This window comes from Larkinella terrae, assembly GCF_009668025.1.
Classification (GTDB): Bacteria; Bacteroidota; Bacteroidia; order Cytophagales; family Spirosomataceae; genus Larkinella; species Larkinella terrae.
In genome coordinates this window covers 74,129-89,895 of the sequence record NZ_WJXZ01000015.1, presented here as the reverse complement: position 1 = coordinate 89,895, position 15,767 = coordinate 74,129, and the positions used below count along the sequence as shown (strand labels likewise).

Genomic DNA, 15,767 nt, shown 5'->3' with positions numbered 1-15,767 from the left:
ACAAAATCTGATTGTATAAACCGGTAGATGGGGCCGATAACTAAAAATCCCGTACGAAGTTATTACTTAGTGCGTTACTTATTAACAAGTAGTCCACCCTAACTATGAACGGCAAAAATTCTTCACAAAATGATAACATTGACCGAAAGAGTTCTTTCGGAAATATTTTCTCGTTTTTCTCGGGTCGAAAAGTAACTTTACCGTCGGAATCGGAAGACGGTAAGGCCATGAAAATTAACGAAAAACTGGCGAACGTAATCGACCAGAGTAATTACATCAGCCGTGACCTGAGCTGGCTGAAATTCAATGCGCGGGTATTGGATCAGGCCCGTAATCCCGAGCGTCATCTCCTCGATCGACTCAAGTTTCTGGCCATTACAGCTTCGAACCTCGACGAGTTTTTCACCATTCGAATCGGCAGCTTATACAATTACCTTGACTACGGCAAGGAGCGTGTCGACTATTCCGGCTTGCGGGAGATCCCGTTCCGGAAAGCCCTGATGACGGCGGCCCAGCAGTTTAGCAAAGATCAGCTGGCGGTTTTTGGTGAGCTGAAAAATTCCTTCAAGGACATTGATTTTCGCTTTATCGGACTTGAAGATCTGAACGAAGAGGAGCGGGCGAAGGCGGTGGACTATTTCGACCGGACCATCTACCCGATGCTGACGCCGATGGTATACGATTATACGCACACTTTTCCGATACTGTTGGCGAAAGTTCTGATTTTCAGCGTTGTTACTCAAGATCCCAATCGTCCGGTCAAAGCCGGTGATGATGATGAAAATCAACGCCTGTCGTTTGTTCAGATTCCGGCCAACCTTCCGCGCTTCATGCCGTTTGAGCGGCACGACGAGACCTGTTTTCTGCCGATTGAGGAAATCATCCGCCAGGAAATCAAGAAGTTATACCGGAATGTGGAAATCGACTCGGTCAATCTGATGCGGATTACGCGAAACGGTGATTTTACGCTGGAAGAAAGCGACGATATCGAAACCGACTTCATCGACGAAATCAAGCAGAAAATCAAAAACCGCCGGTTGGGCCGGGTCGTTCGGGTCGAAATCGAGCCGAATGCGTCGGACTGGATGATCAATCTGCTCAAAAAGCGGTGGGAAATCGACGAATTCAATTTTTTCGAGAACGGCGAGCTGATTGATTACACGAGCCTCTGGCAAGTTATCAGACACCCGGAGTTCCACGACGAGCTGCCCGCACCTCCCGCGCCGGTTCCGGCCCTGGGTATGCGCCGGGAGAAAAATACGGATATTTTCGAGTTGATGAAGGAGCGCGATATTCTGCTGCACCATCCTTACAACAACTTTGAGCCGGTCATTTCATTATTGGAGCAAGCCGCCGAAGATCCGAATGTCCTGGCTATCAAGTTGACAATCTATCGATTAGCCAAACGCTCGCGGGTAACCGAAGCTTTGCTGAAAGCCGCCGAAAACGGGAAACACGTTTCGGTTTTATTTGAAGTAAAGGCCCGGTTTGATGAAGAAAATAACATCCGTGAGGCTCAGCGATTGCAGAAAGCAGGCTGTTTCGTGATTTACGGAATCAGTAGTTATAAGACGCATACAAAGCTATTGCTGATCGTTCGCAATGAAGGTCAGCGGGTGGTTCGTTACGCGCATTTATCGAGTGGAAACTATAACGAAGAAACGTCGAAACTGTATACCGACATTGGCCTGCTGACAACCGATGAGGTCTATACACACGATATTTCGGAGTTCTTCAACGTTATTACCGGACATTCACTGCCCAACGATTACCAGTATTTGATTACGGCTCCGCGCGATATGCGGAAGCAACTCGTCAAGCTGATCCGGGCCGAGTCTGAAAATGCAAAACAGGGTTTGTCGAGCGGTATTTGCATCAAAATCAACTCGCTGGAAGATCAGGAAGTGATCGACGAGCTTTACAAGGCCTCGCAGGCGGGGGTGCCCATCCGGCTGATCGTGCGCGGTATCTGCTGCCTGCGCCCACACCGGCAGGGATTGAGCGAAAACATTACCGTGCGCTCGATTGTCGGTGATTTTCTGGAACATACCCGCTTATTTTATTTCCACAACAACGACGATCCGAAGATTTACGGAGGTAGCGCCGACGTGATGGTTCGCAGTTTCGACCGACGCATTGAGTCCTTATTCCTGCTGGTCGACAAACGGGTAAAACAACAGGCCATTCACTTGCTGGACTACAACCTGCGCGATAACGTTAACGCTTACGAACTTCACGAAGACGGTGAATACGTAAAATGCTGCGTCGAAGACGAGCTCGAACAGCCGTTCAATATTCAGAAAAAATTCTTCGAGGTTACGCAAAAAGAAGTCATGCAGGCCAAGTTATTCGTCAACGAAAAACCGCTCGAACCGGAACCGCCGGTGGAGCAGCCGGAAGCTGCCGAAGAGGTGCATGAGTAACAGTTTTGAGTTTAGAGATTGTCCAAAATAGTAGATCATGTTTTCTATGTTGCCCCCAACCCCCTAAAGGGGGCTTTAATCGGTGTGCTAAAGCCCCCTTTAGGGGGTTGGGGGCAACACGAAAGGTGGGAAATTATAAAGTTTAGACAGTCATTTATAGTTGGCTGACGCCTTCTGATCTTGCGTCAACCAGCTATAAACCTTAAACTTTAAACTATTTTTACTTACAAAACTCCGGTGAGGCAATTTCGAAAGCCAGGCGGTTATTGTCGGGCACAAAATGCGGTTGATTCAGCGGCCAGGTTGTCCCGCCATCGGTACTGACCCGAATATCATACGGTTTTTTTATCTGTAATTTATACGACATCGAACGGGTATTTTTTCGATCCAGCGTTACCAGATCCCGCCAGTCGCGTTGCCCTTCAGGGCTATACTGTAACCGGATTTTAGACGGTAACAGCGATTCGTTGAGCTTGGTAGGAGGTGGACAAGCGAATTCAAAACTTACCGTTATGGCCGGTGGAATCGGTAATTTTTGCAAATCAAGGGTCTCCGGAGTTTGATTACAGGTTGCCAAGGGAACGGTTTCAACCAGCGGCTGGCCCGGGTCGCCGGTGCTGTAGGCATCGTTGTAATTGTAAACCCGAAGCTGCACTTTCCGATTCTGCCGCAAATGGGTCAAGGTGATGCGGTCGCCGTTGTTTAAAAAAGCATAAAAAGAACTCAGTTCCTGCTTTGTATCCGCATCCACAACTTTGCATAAATACCGGATATCGACCTGATTCAGCTTGCTGCTGACTGTAAAAACCGGTCCTTCTTCACAAACCGCCTGCGTCCAGCCCGCCACCCATAGTTCAGGGTGGGAGAGTGTCGTTTTACACTCCAGTTGCCCGGTTGATCCGTTTCGGGATACGAGACCCGGTTTTTCCTGCTGCCAACGCTTCGTAACCCGATTATAGCGGTAAAACGGAATCGCATCACCCGCCTGAATAGCTCGCCCCAGCGCCGGATTTAGCAAGGCCGGATTCAGCGTCATCACGCACGAGACCGGTTTGGAAATCTGCTGAGCCATTCTGAATTGATCGTCATATAACTCCAGCGAGAAAGCGCCCGCAATCTGGCTGAGTTGCTGCGAGCCCAGATTGGTTCCGTCTGATCCCGTCACCGGCGACAGAATCGAACCCGTAGGAAGGTAGTCGGCGGCATTGTTTCCCCGGTTTTCGATGTGTACCAAAGCCGCCGTGAATGGTCCGGCCAATACCGTCCCACCCGCATTCTTCAACTCAGAGCCCGGAGCGATGATCGCCGTCACGTTGTCCTTTTTCTGGTTGATTGCTGGGGTCGTGGCAGTAATTCCGGCAGATGGGTTAACGCCGGTTAGCTGCGTTGCCGATAAGTGGAAGGGCGGATCAGTCAGCTTAATCCAGGCAGGTGATAAAGTGTGGCGACCCGTATCAGCTAATTCAACGGGTTGAATAATGTCCAGATAATCAGTAGCTTGTGCGACTACCAGAAATTTGAGCGGATCGGTGTGCGAATAATCGGATTCGGGAGAAGCCGCCAGAATCAGCACACCATCTTCATTCACTTTAAAATTATCCGTGTTAAGAGTCGTAACGATCTTGTCGGCGTCGGCCCCCGCAATGGTCAAATCGACGGTTTTTGGAATGGCTCCTTTTAAACTCCGGAATCGCATTTCGACAATTCCATTCTCAATCGGATCTTTAAAACCAATCACCACATTTTCCAGGGGATTCTGGCAGGATTGGGTGAGCAAAAGGAAAATCGTTACGAGGAAAGACGTTACAATGATTTTCATATTTGTCTATTAAATAGTATATTATTAATACTTAATAGATTGAATATCAATCTTAATAAAGTAACCGATTCGGAAGATCTTTGTCTATTAATTATTTCAGAAAAGTGAATTTTAACAACTGGATTTAAATAGCACTGGTCGCGTATATAAAAATTGGAAACGAAAGCAATAGGCAATAAAAAACCACAGCGTTTGCATTAGACACCTCTCATTCCTTCTTATCTTCACACGTTTTTTGTAAAATACCGTACACTTACACTAATCAACTTACTGAATGAGCCGTTTTACCGGACTGATCGGCATCGCACTGATATTGGGCATCGCTTATGCCATGTCAAACAACCGCAAAGCAATCAATTACCGAACCGTTGGAGTGGGGCTGTTGCTCCAGTTCGGACTGGCGGTTTTCATCCTGAAAACGGACATTGGGCAAACGATTTTCCAGACGTTGGGCCAGTTCGTTGACCGACTGCTCCAGAAATCCGTTCGCGGAGCGGAATTCGTTTTTTCTCCTCTTGTCAATCGGGAACTGCTCAGTAAAGCATTTGGCCCCGAAAACGGCTTTATTTTCTTCTTTCAGGTTATTCCGACCATCATTTTCGTAGCGGTTCTGGTCAATATTTTCTACCACCTCGGCATCATGCAGCGGGTGGTAGCGGTTCTGGCGCGGGTCATGAAATGGCTGATGGGCGTGAGCGGTGCGGAAGCTCTATCGAACGTATCAAGCACATTTGTCGGACAGGTCGAAGCCCAGATTATGATCAAGCCGTACCTGAAAACCATGACGAAATCGGAGCTGCTGGCGTCCATGACCGGAAGTTTTGCCTGTATTGCGGGCGGGGTTCTGGCGGTTTACATTTCGCTGGGCGTTCCGGCACCTTACCTGCTGGCGGCTAGCCTGATGGCGGCACCGGGGGCGCTGGTCATCAGCAAAATTGTTTTTCCCGAAACCGAAGTTTCGGAAACCGAAGGAACTGTAAAACTGGAAATCAAGAAAACCCACGCCAATCTGCTCGATGCGATTGCCTCCGGTGCAAGCGAAGGCCTGAAAGTAGGTTTCAATGTCATCGCCATGCTGATCGGTTTTATCGCCCTGATGGCGCTGATCGACAGCATTCTGTTCCGGATTGGCTACTACATTTTCGGCTTTTCGAACCTGAGTCTCAATTATTTACTCGGCAACATCTTTTCCATTTTTGCCTGGGCAATGGGCGTTCCTTCGCAGGACGTTCAGGCCGCCGGTTCATTGATGGGGACTAAAATGGTGGTGAATGAGTTCGTGGCCTACCTCGATCTGGTCAAAATAAAAAACACCCTCGATCCTAAAACCATTGCGATCACGAGTTTTGCGCTCTGCGGTTTTGCCAATTTCTCGTCTATTGCTATTCAGGTCGGCGGGATTGGCGAACTGGCTCCCTCGCGCCGGAGCGATCTGGCTAAACTGGGTTTCAAAGCGTTGATTTGCGGAACCCTGGCGTCGTATATGTCAGCTACGTTAGCGGGGCTGCTGCTCTAAAATAAAAACCGGTGAGGAACGCGGAATTGTCTAAAATTCTATAATTTCAGCAAGATAATATTGTCTGATTCGGTTCCGGTTTGCTTTCCGGGCTATTCCTAAAACCTGCTTAATGATTGCTACGAAACTGATTCCGCGGACCGCTTCGGCTCAGGAACAACCGCTGTTGGTAAAAACGCTGCTGGCTCAATCGCTTAAGTATGAGCCACATCGGGAGATTTTATACCGCGATCTGTTCCGCATGAATTACGTAACGTTCAACCAGCGGGTTCGGCAGCTGGCCAATTTGCTGCTGGCGGAGGGCGTTAAACCGGGCGACACGGTAGCGGTTTTTGACTGGGATAGCCACCGGTATCTGGAATGTTTTTTCGCCATTCCGTGCATGGGCGCCATTCTGCACACCATCAACGTGCGGCTGTCTCCGGCGCAGATTCTGTATTGCATGAACCACGCGGAAGACAAAGTGGTCATTATTCACGAGGATTTTCTGCCGTTGCTGGAAGCGGTCAAAAGCCAGTTGACGACCGTCGAGAAGATTATTCTGGTTAGCGATAAAGTCTATCAAAATCAGGAAGTTAACGTGCCAGACGGTTTTGTTGGTGAATACGAAAGTTTGCTGAAAACCGCTTCGGATCAATACAATTTTCCGGATTTTGATGAAAACACCTGGGCGACCACATTCTATACGACCGGCACCACGGGCAACCCAAAAGGCGTGTATTTTTCGCACCGGCAGTTGTTCATGCACACGATGGGCCTGGTGACGTATATCAGTGGTTACGAGGCCGTTCCGTTTCATCCCACCAACGATGTCTACATGCCGATTACGCCCCTGTTTCACGTCCACGCCTGGGGCTTTCCGCTCCTGGCAACAATGCTTTCGGCCAAACAGGTCTACCCGGGGCGCTACGAGCCCGATTTGATATTGAAATTATTAACGGAAGAAAAAGTAACGCTTTCGCATTGTGTGCCGACCATTCTGACGATGGTCATCAACTGTCCTGGGGCAAAACAGGCGGATTTGAGCCCCTGGAAAGTAATCATTGGCGGCTCGGCGCTCACGAAAGGGCTGGCCAAAGCGGCCCTGGAACTGGGCATTCAGGTGTATGCGGGCTACGGTTTGTCCGAAACTGCTCCTGTGCTTTCCCTGACTTATCTGAGTGATAACGAACGGGATTTGTCGATCGATGAGCAGGTTGAGTTTCGCACGCGGGCCGGGCGGATTGCGCCTTTTGTGGATCTTCAGTTGCAGGACGACGACGGTCAGCCGGTTCCGCACGACGGCCATTCGCTGGGCGAGTTAACGGTTCGCGGTTCCTGGATGACGCAGGGTTACTATAAGGAACCGGAGCGAAGTGAAGAACTCTGGCGAAACGGCTGGATGCACACGGGCGACGTAGCCGCCATCACGCCCGACAATTGGATCATCATCGCCGACCGCACCAAGGACGTCATCAAATCCGGGGGCGAGTGGGTTTCGTCGCTGGCCATTGAAAACTGGCTGTCGCAGGTCGAAGGAATTGCGGAGTCGGCGGTGGTGGGTTTTCCGGATGAGAAATGGGGAGAACGGCCGCACGCGCTGGTGGTGCTGAAACCGGATTATGCCGGGAAAGTAACCGCCGAAACCATCAAAACCGCTTTGCAGGTTCACGTGACAACCGGCGAAATCAATAAATGGTACGTACCGGATCGGATTGTTATTGTGACGGAAATCCCCAAAACCAGCGTCGGGAAGCTTGATAAAAAGAAGATTCGTTCCGAAATGAAATCGTTGATTTTATCCTGAATTTTCAGGATAAAATCAACGTAAAAAACAATTTAATCAGACGTTTTTTTAAGGTTAAATTTCTCATAACCGACCGGTTTATTTCTTCTAAAAACCGCATCTTTTCAATTCAAAGATTCTCAGGCTGGCTGATACTGCAGAACAACAATTCCGCAGCTAAAAGGCGAAGCTTTGACCAGTTTCAGATTGAGTTTCTGATCCACTTCTTTAAAAATCGGCATACCGGAACCAATTGCCGTTGGATTTATAAACAGGTGATAGTCGTCGATTAATCCGTGTTTGATCAGGTCGGAAACAAACCGGCCGCCCCCGTAGGCAATCAGGTCCTGGCCCGGCTGGTTTTTCAGCTTGGTCACTTCTTCCACCAGATCGCCGGTTGCCAGCGTTACGTTTTCCCATTGACTGGTTTCCAGTGTTTTCGAAAAAACAACTTTGGGCGTTTCGTTCATTTTCGTCGCACCAGGTTCGGCCGTTTCGGGATTGGAGGCCCGTTCGGCCCAGGCCGGAATAAAGCCTTCCGCCAGCACGCGGCCCAGCAAAATGCAGTCTACCGGTTCTGTCAGCGCTTTTACGTAGTTCATTAGCTCCTCATCCCAGTTCCACACCAGCCAGTCCATTTCGCCGTTGGGCCCGCAGATAAAGCTGTCGAGCGATAATTGTGTTTGCAGTTTTAGCTTTCTCATGGTTTCTGTTTTTATATACTCACGGACTAAACGGGGTTGCCCGCCGGTCCGTGGTACAATGCAAAAGTACGGGTGGAAAATGGATTGGAAGGGGGGTGAAAACGACAATTTTCGGGGGAAATCCGACACGGTTTTTTGCCGGGAAATTTCAGGAATTTGGGCGCTCGTTCGCCGTCGACTCCGCCATTTTGAGAAGCTCATTGACCGATCGCCAGTTGCGCGTAGTAGCGGTTACCTTAAGCTTGTTTTCAAAAAAAGTATTGCTCAGTTTCGTGTTTCCATAACCGCCGGGGCAATACACATAAACGTCTTTTCCGACGATACTAAACCGGTCGGAACCGAACGTTACGTCTTTTATTTTCTCGCGGTTTGATTCGCTGGGAATATCCGCTAAAAAAGTCACGTGAAGTTTGTCAATTTCAATGTCTTTTTCTGTTAAAAACGGATTGTTTTGCGCCACATTCCTTAGTTCGGCCAGCGACCGGATGAGCACCGGCACCTGAAAACCGTAGGTATCAGCGATTTTTTTTTCAATCTGCCGGATTTGCTCCTCCGGGCTGCTCACTTCCTGATTGAACACGACGTTTCCGCTCTGAATGTACGTCCTGACCTGCGTGCAGTTCAATTCTTCAAACAGACTTTTTAAGTCAGTCATTGTTATTTTTTTATGACCACTTACATTAATGCCGCGCAGGATCGCCAAGTACGTTTTCATGGGTTTTTGGATGATTACCAGTTCAAATGATCGGCTAAGATCAGCACTTTTTCTGACTTTGGTCCCGACAGTCCGCGAACTCTTTTGCCTGATCGGTGTTTATTTTTAAACGGCTGGTATTAAATGCGTTACTAAGTCGAAAGGCTGATAATCGGTAAAACCGGTTTCGGAAGTTGCGGGTGTGACCCACGGTTGCCGCGATGGATTCGACATGACTTAAATTGTAATGATCGGAGAAAAAGCAGTAACAATTTGCAATAATTGGCCTTTTTTAGAAGTAATAGTTGCATATTTCCGATATAAGTGTTTAAATTGATACTGTATTTCTGACAATTAGAAATGAGTAAACGGCGAAAAAGCTTCTTACTGCACCGGTTATTCTGTTGGTTAATGGCGCTGCACATCATCAACATCAGTGTTGATGTGCCCGAACATTATTCCCACCGATTGGCTCATGGTGCCCAAAAAGAAGATTTGTCCGTCAATCGAATCGAAAGCATCGGAGAACTGGTTCTGGAAAACTGGCTGGGCATCATTGACGCCGTTCCGGAACAGGACGATGCCAAAGAAGAATCCGACGTCGCCAACATCGAGCATGACTACTTCTTTGCGCCACTTTTTGCATTTGAACTGAAACCGGTCGTCTGGCATCTCACTTCCCGACCTGTTCGACTTCTGTTCATCCGCGTGTTTTCCCACGTTCAGGAGATCACTTCCCCGCCACCTCAGCACTGATTTCAGGCCGTGTTGACGGCCATTCGTGCATTAGCGTACCACAAAATCCAGGTTACTTCCGATTGACAGGCAGGACGGGCATCCCTCGTGGATGAACTACGTCGTGGCTGATCGTTACGCCTAACTTGAAAAATATACCTATTATGAAAGCATACATTCTTGTGAGCTCGCTGCTGGTCAGTGCTTTACTGAGCGGCTGTGGCAACCAGACGGAAGAAAAAGCCGAGGTCGAAAAACCGGCTTTGCCCATATTTGAAATTACCCGGCAATCCACGACCCTGCAGCGGGAGTATGCCGGCAACGTTGAAGCCGTTCGGAACGTTGAGGTTCGCGCCCGGGTCAGCGGTTTTCTGGATAAAATCCTGGTGGACGAAGGTCGGCAGGTGAAAAAAGGCCAATTGCTGTTTCAGATCAATCAGGCGGAATATCAGGCGGAACTGGCCAAGGCCCGCGCCAATCTGAAAAGCGCCACGGCTGAAGCCAAAACCGCCGAAGTCGAGCTGAGCCGGGTTCGGTTGCTGGTCGATAAAAAGGTCATTTCAGCTTCCGAACTCGAACTCTCGAAATCCAAACTGGATGCGGCTAAAGCGGCCATTGAAGAAGCCCAGTCGGCCCAGGACAATGCATCGCTGCGATTGGCGCACGCCAGCATCCGGGCACCGTTCGATGGCGTGATCAATCGGATTCCGTTCAAAATGGGCAGTCTGATCGAAGAGGGTGCCCTGCTGACCACGGTTTCGGACATTCAGGAAGTCTACGCGTACTTCCACGTTTCGGAAAAAGAATACCTGGAATACATCAAAAAAGGCAAAAACAGTCGGAATGGGCAGGAAGTCACCTTGTTGCTGGCCGACGATTCGCCGTATAAACAGCCGGGAAAAATCGAAACGATGGAAAGTGTGTTCGACGACGGTTCCGGCACGATTGCGTTCCGCGCCCGGTTTCCGAACCCCGACAAGGTGCTTAAACACGGCGCGACGGGCAAAATCCGGCTGAAAAACGAAGTCGATAACGCGGTTTTGGTGCCGCAAAAGGCGGTTTTTGAAATTCAGGATAAGAACTACGTCTATGTGGTCGATGCGTCCAACAAAGTGAAAATGCGGAGCTTCGTACCCCAAAGCCGCGTGGCCCAGTTCTACCTCGTGAAGTCCGGCCTGGAACCGGGCGAGAAAGTGGTTTACGAAGGCATTCAGAACATCCGCGACGGCATGCAAATTGTCCCGCAGGCGCTGTCTGCCGAAAGCCTGCTCACCTTGAACCCCGCTAAATCCGAAACGCAGGTGGTTGCCAATTAACCGGCTGAGCTTTCCGATTGCTACATCCATCTCTACACGTTAAAGCAGCCTTGTGTCGCAACTGCGGTCACAGGGCGGCCGTATTGTAGATTTCACTATCGCTTTATCATGTTTAACACCTTCATAAAAAGGCCTTTACTCTCCGCCGTGATCTCGGTTTTGATTACGCTGCTGGGCGTATTGTCGCTGATGAATTTACCCGTTACCCAATTCCCGGACATTGTGCCGCCCTCGGTGGTCGTAACCGCAAATTATACCGGTGCCAATGCCGAAGTGAGTACCAAAGCCGTTGCCATGCCGCTGGAGCGGGCGATCAACGGTGTACCGAACATGACGTATATGACCGCCATTTCGGGAAATGATGGCTCAACCCTGATCCAGGTTTTCTTCAAGGTCGGGACCGATCCGGACCTGGCTGCGGTCAACGTCCAAAACCGGGTGACGACCGTTCTGGATGAACTTCCGGAAGAGGTCATTAAAGCTGGGGTTACGACCGAAAAAGAGGTGAACAGTATGTTGCTGTACCTCAACCTGATTAGCAGTGACTCTACTGCGGACGAAAAATTTATTTACAACTTCGCCGATATCAACATCTTAGCCGAGCTCAAGCGCATCGACGGGGTCGGGTTCGTCGATATTCTGGGTGCGCGGGAATACTCGATGCGGGTTTGGCTCAAACCGGATCGCATGACGGCGTACGAGGTATCGGCCGATGATGTCGTGGCCGCTATTCGCGAACAGAACGTGGAAGCCGCACCGGGAAAAGCCGGCGAAAGTGCCGACCGCGACGCGCAGGTTTTGCAGTACGTTTTGCGCTACACGGGAAAATTTATCGAACCGACGCAATACGAAAATATCGTGATCCGAACCGAGGACGACGGTTCGATTTTGCGGTTGAAAGACGTGGCCGAAGTGGAATTCGGCTCGCTGGATTACGGAATTCTGTCCAAGAACGACGGGCGGCCCTCGGCGGCCATTATGCTCAAACAGCGGCCCGGTTCCAACGCGCAGGAAGTGATTAAGAACGTGAAAAACCGCCTAGCAGAGTTGAAGGAAACGACGTTTCCGCCGGGCATGACCTATAATTTTGCCTACGACGTTTCGCGCTTTCTCGACGCGTCCATCCACGAAGTGGTCCGCACGCTGTTCGAAGCCTTCATTCTGGTGTTCATCGTTGTCTTTCTGTTTCTGCAGGATTGGCGCTCAACACTGATCTGCGCGCTGGCGGTTCCGGTGGCGCTGGTAGGGACGTTTGCGTTTATGGACGTGATCGGTTTTTCGGTTAACCTCCTCACCCTCTTTGCGTTGGTGCTGGCTATCGGGATTGTGGTCGATAATGCGATCGTGGTCGTGGAGGCCGTTCACGCCAAAATGACTGAAGACCACCTGACTCCGCGTGCGGCCACGTTTGCGGCCATGAAGGAAATCAGCGGAGCTATTGTCGCCATTACGCTGGTGATGTCGGCGGTTTTTATTCCGGTCGCTTTTCTGTCGGGACCGGTAGGGATTTTTTACCGGCAATTCTCGCTGACGCTGGCCATTTCGATTGTGATTTCCGGGATCAATGCCGTGACGCTGACCCCGGCTTTGTGCGCCTTGTTACTGCGACCGGTCCACGGCGAACAGAAAGGATTATTGGGGCGGTTTTTTGCCGGATTCAACCGTGGATATGAGTCGCTGGCCGGAAAATACCGGCGCGGTTTGCGTCCGTTTGTCACGCGGGGCGTGGTGACCTGGGGCGTTCTGCTGCTGTTTATTGCGGCCACCTGGGGCATCAATACGATTCTTCCCGCCGGTTTTATTCCTACGGAAGATCAGGGCATGATTTACGTGAACGTGACGACGCCCGTTGGGGCCACCGTCGAGCGGACGGAAGAAGTGATGGATCAGGTTCAGCAGGCGGCTTCCAAACTGGAATCGGTCGAAAACGTTTCCACGCTGGCGGGGCTGAGTCTGATGACCGACGGCGCGGGGGCGTCTTACGGCATGGGCATGATCAACCTCAAAAGCTGGGACGAACGGAAAGAGTCGGTTGACGACGTGATTGCGATTCTGGCCGAAAAAACCAAAACCATCAATGACGCCAGCATCCAGTTTTTCTCTCCGCCCACCGTACCCGGTTTTGGGAATTCGAGCGGTTTTGAAATCCGGCTTCAGGATCGGACCCGGAGCGATAACCTGCAAAAAACGAAACAGGTAACCGATCAGTTTATCGCGGAGCTGGAAAAACGCCCGGAAATCAGCCGGGTTTTCACCAGTTTCGACCCCAGTTTTCCGCAATATGTGCTGCACGTCGATCAGGATAAAGCCGCTCAGAAAGGCGTTTCCATCGACAATGCCATGAGCACGCTTCAGACGCTGATGGGCAGTTTTTACGCGTCTAATTTCATCCGGTTCAATCAGATGTACAAGGTGATGGTGCAGGCCGCGCCCAAATACCGCGCCAAACCGGAGGACGTGCTGAACATGCGGGTGAAAAACAAACAGGGTGAGATGGTGCCGTATTCCAATTTTATTACGATGGAACGCGTCTACGGGCCGGAGCAACTGACCCGCTACAACATGTTTACCTCGGCCATGATCAACGGCGAATCGGCGCCCGGTTACAGCAGTGGAGACGCCATCAAGGCCATTCAGGAAGTGGCGAAGGAAAAACTGCCGCGCGGTTTTACCTTCGACTGGTCGGGCATGACGCGCGAGGAAGTGCTGTCGGGCGATCAGGCGATCTGGATTTTTGTCATCTGTCTGGTGTTCGTGTACCTCCTGCTGGTGGCGCAGTACGAAAGCCTGTTTTTGCCGCTGGCGGTTTTGCTGTCGCTGCCTGCTGGCGTTTTTGGTTCGTTCCTGTGTTTGCAACTGGCCGGTTTGCAAAACAACATTTACGCACAGGTTTCGCTGGTCATGCTGATCGGTTTGCTGGGTAAAAACGCGATCCTGATCGTGGAGTTCGCCCACCAGAAGCAGCAGGAGGGCCTGTCGATTCTGAAGGCTGCGATGGAAGGCGCGCTGTCGCGTTTGCGTCCGATTCTGATGACTTCCTTTGCGTTCATTGCCGGACTGGTGCCGCTCTGTATTGCTTCGGGCGCGGGTGCGCTCGGCAACCGCTCCATCGGTACGGCGGCTGCGGGCGGGATGCTCATCGGTACGGTTTTCGGCCTTTTCCTCATCCCCGGACTGTACGTGGCTTTTGCCAAACTCGCCAAACTACTCCAGTCAAAACCGCCCCATGACGACGACGCTGATCGGGTTCCGGTATTCACTCAACCTCACGAAAATGGCACGACCGTTCATTCATAAATTTAGTATTCAACGACTTATCTTTTTTCTTGCCCCGGTTTTAGTACTGAACAGTTGCCGGGTGGCCGAACCGCTGCGATTACCCAACGCGAGACCATTGCCGACTTCTTTTTCCGGAAATACGGATTCGACAACCATCGGCAGTCTGGACTGGAAAGCGTTCTTTTCGGATGCAGATCTGGAAAGCCTGATCGATACGGCGCTGGCCCGGAATCCGGATTTGCAGATGGCAAGCCAGCGCATTGAAATGGCCCGGGCCAATTTTGAATATACCCGGGGTGCGTTGGTTCCGTCCGTCAATGCCGTTGCGGCCGTTGGGGTCGACCGGTTTGGGCAATATACGCTGAATGGTGTTGGAAATTTCGATACCAATCTGTCGCCCAATATCAAAGGAGATAAGCGGATTCCCACCGTAACGCCCGATTACTTTCTGGGTTTTCGGAGCAATTGGGAGATCGACCTGTGGGGCAAACTGCGAAACCGCAAACGGGCCGCTTACGTCCGGTTCCTGGCGACGGAGAAAGGGCGGCATCTGATCACCACTTCATTGATTGCTGAAGTGGCCCGGTTGTATTACAGTCTTTTGGCACTGGACAGCGAGCTGGAAATTATCCGCGAAAATGAAGCTTTGCAAAGACGGGCTTCCGAATTGGTGGTGGTGCAGAAAGCCGCCGGTCGGGTTACCGAGCTGGCCGTTCAGCAATTCAACGCCCAATTGCTCAACACCCGAAGCCTTGAAGCGCAGGTGCAGCAGCAGATTGTGGAGGCTGAAAACCAGTTGAATCAGTTGCTGGGGCGGTTTCCCCAGCGAATTCCGCGTAGCAAAACCATCAGCAATCAGGAGCTTCCGGCCCGGGTTTCGGCAGGCATTCCGAGCCAGATGCTGCGTCGCCGACCGGATATTCAACAGGCCGAGCTCGCGATGGAGGCCGCAAACATCGATGTGGAGGTGGCCCGCGCCGAATTTCTGCCCTCGGTGAATCTGACGCCGTATGTGGGCCTGAATGCGTTCCGGGCGTCGGTTTTGCTGGACCCCGCTTCGCTGGCCTTCGGACTGGTGGGCGGACTGGCGGCTCCGGTTTTCAATCGGCGTTATCTGAAATCGAATTATGCGTTGACGGTCGCGCAGAGTCGGGAAGCTTTTTATGGCTACCAGAAAACCGTATTGACCGGTTTCAGCGAAGTGATGACCAGTCTGCGGGGCATCGAGAACTTCCGGAAAGTCGCCGATTTGCAGGATCAGGAAGTGAAGGTTCTGGGTCAGGCAGCGACGATTTCCGACGAATTATTTGCCACTGGTTATGCTTCGTATCTGGAAGTGATCACGGCGCAGCGGAGTGTGCTGGCGGCCGAACTGTCGTTGATCAACACGAAACGAGCGCAGTTTTTATCCGTCATTGATTTGTATCGGGCGCTGGGTGGGGGTTGGGAGTGATTTCCAGCTATAGCACAGAGTTTATCAGGGGGAATCAGCGTTTATCGGGGAGTCATTGATTAC

10 protein-coding genes are annotated in these 15,767 nt (G+C 50.9%); 7 read left to right on the top strand and 3 right to left on the bottom strand.

Annotation, left to right across the window (positions count from 1 at the left end; all coding sequences use genetic code 11):
- Nucleotides 1–104: 104 nt before the first annotated feature.
- Entirely contained in the window at nucleotides 105–2,423 is a 2,319-nt protein-coding gene (gene ppk1, locus GJJ30_RS29610; RefSeq protein WP_154178856.1) for a polyphosphate kinase 1, read from the top strand.
- Between the two features lie 220 nt (nucleotides 2,424–2,643).
- Here the strand turns inward: ppk1 and GJJ30_RS29605 are convergent, their stop codons facing one another.
- Entirely contained in the window at nucleotides 2,644–4,242 is a 1,599-nt protein-coding gene (locus tag GJJ30_RS29605; protein WP_154178855.1) for a hypothetical protein, read from the bottom strand.
- Nucleotides 4,243–4,516: 274 nt separating this feature from the next.
- Between GJJ30_RS29605 and GJJ30_RS29600 the strand changes: the two genes are divergently transcribed.
- Nucleotides 4,517–5,758: a NupC/NupG family nucleoside CNT transporter gene (locus tag GJJ30_RS29600; protein ID WP_154178854.1), complete on the top strand. Its 1,242-nt coding sequence runs from the start codon at nucleotides 4,517–4,519 to the stop codon at nucleotides 5,756–5,758.
- A gap of 112 nt (nucleotides 5,759–5,870) precedes the next feature.
- Nucleotides 5,871–7,544 carry a fatty acid--CoA ligase gene (locus GJJ30_RS29595; RefSeq protein WP_154178853.1) on the top strand — a complete coding sequence of 558 codons (1,674 nt, stop codon included), beginning with the start codon at nucleotides 5,871–5,873 and terminating at the stop codon, nucleotides 7,542–7,544.
- Between the two features lie 119 nt (nucleotides 7,545–7,663).
- Here GJJ30_RS29595 and GJJ30_RS29590 read toward each other — a convergent pair whose 3' ends face one another.
- Entirely contained in the window at nucleotides 7,664–8,227 is a 564-nt protein-coding gene (locus GJJ30_RS29590; protein WP_154178852.1) for a dihydrofolate reductase family protein, read from the bottom strand.
- 148 nt (nucleotides 8,228–8,375) lie between these two features.
- The gene (locus tag GJJ30_RS29585; RefSeq protein ID WP_154178851.1) at nucleotides 8,376–8,942 is read right to left on the bottom strand and encodes a DUF1697 domain-containing protein; all 567 of its coding nucleotides are present in this window, start codon (nucleotides 8,940–8,942) and stop codon (nucleotides 8,376–8,378) included.
- A 390-nt stretch (nucleotides 8,943–9,332) separates the two neighbouring features.
- Here GJJ30_RS29585 and GJJ30_RS29580 point away from each other — a divergent pair, with 390 nt between their 5' ends.
- From GJJ30_RS29580 to GJJ30_RS29565, 4 genes are all read left to right on the top strand, one after another.
- On the top strand, nucleotides 9,333–9,677 hold the full coding sequence (locus GJJ30_RS29580) for a hypothetical protein (RefSeq protein WP_154178850.1): 345 nt from the start codon (nucleotides 9,333–9,335) through the stop codon (nucleotides 9,675–9,677).
- A 143-nt stretch (nucleotides 9,678–9,820) separates the two neighbouring features.
- A complete protein-coding gene (locus tag GJJ30_RS29575) occupies nucleotides 9,821–10,972 on the top strand; it encodes an efflux RND transporter periplasmic adaptor subunit (protein WP_154178849.1) in 1,152 nt (383 codons plus the stop codon).
- Between the two features lie 108 nt (nucleotides 10,973–11,080).
- Nucleotides 11,081–14,269, top strand: a complete 3,189-nt coding sequence (locus GJJ30_RS29570) for an efflux RND transporter permease subunit (protein ID WP_154178848.1) — start codon at nucleotides 11,081–11,083, stop codon at nucleotides 14,267–14,269.
- A complete protein-coding gene (locus GJJ30_RS29565; protein ID WP_154179064.1) occupies nucleotides 14,247–15,704 on the top strand; it encodes a TolC family protein in 1,458 nt (485 codons plus the stop codon). Before GJJ30_RS29570 ends, GJJ30_RS29565 begins: the two co-directional genes overlap by 23 nt.
- Nucleotides 15,705–15,767 lie beyond the last annotated feature (63 nt).

Excerpts from the sequence above, each read along its gene's own strand:
- GJJ30_RS29585 (WP_154178851.1), bottom strand. The coding sequence starts at position 8,942 with ATGAAAACGTACTTGGCGATCCTGCGCGGCATTAATGTAAGTGGTCAT.
- ppk1 (WP_154178856.1), top strand. The coding sequence starts at position 105 with ATGAACGGCAAAAATTCTTCACAAAATGATAACATTGACCGAAAGAGT.
- GJJ30_RS29595 (WP_154178853.1), top strand. The coding sequence starts at position 5,871 with ATGATTGCTACGAAACTGATTCCGCGGACCGCTTCGGCTCAGGAACAA.
- GJJ30_RS29605 (WP_154178855.1), bottom strand. The coding sequence starts at position 4,242 with ATGAAAATCATTGTAACGTCTTTCCTCGTAACGATTTTCCTTTTGCTC.
- GJJ30_RS29570 (WP_154178848.1), top strand. The coding sequence starts at position 11,081 with ATGTTTAACACCTTCATAAAAAGGCCTTTACTCTCCGCCGTGATCTCG.
- GJJ30_RS29580 (WP_154178850.1), top strand. The coding sequence starts at position 9,333 with ATGGCGCTGCACATCATCAACATCAGTGTTGATGTGCCCGAACATTAT.
- GJJ30_RS29575 (WP_154178849.1), top strand. The coding sequence starts at position 9,821 with ATGAAAGCATACATTCTTGTGAGCTCGCTGCTGGTCAGTGCTTTACTG.
- GJJ30_RS29600 (WP_154178854.1), top strand. The coding sequence starts at position 4,517 with ATGAGCCGTTTTACCGGACTGATCGGCATCGCACTGATATTGGGCATC.
- GJJ30_RS29565 (WP_154179064.1), top strand. The coding sequence starts at position 14,247 with ATGGCACGACCGTTCATTCATAAATTTAGTATTCAACGACTTATCTTT.
- GJJ30_RS29590 (WP_154178852.1), bottom strand. The coding sequence starts at position 8,227 with ATGAGAAAGCTAAAACTGCAAACACAATTATCGCTCGACAGCTTTATC.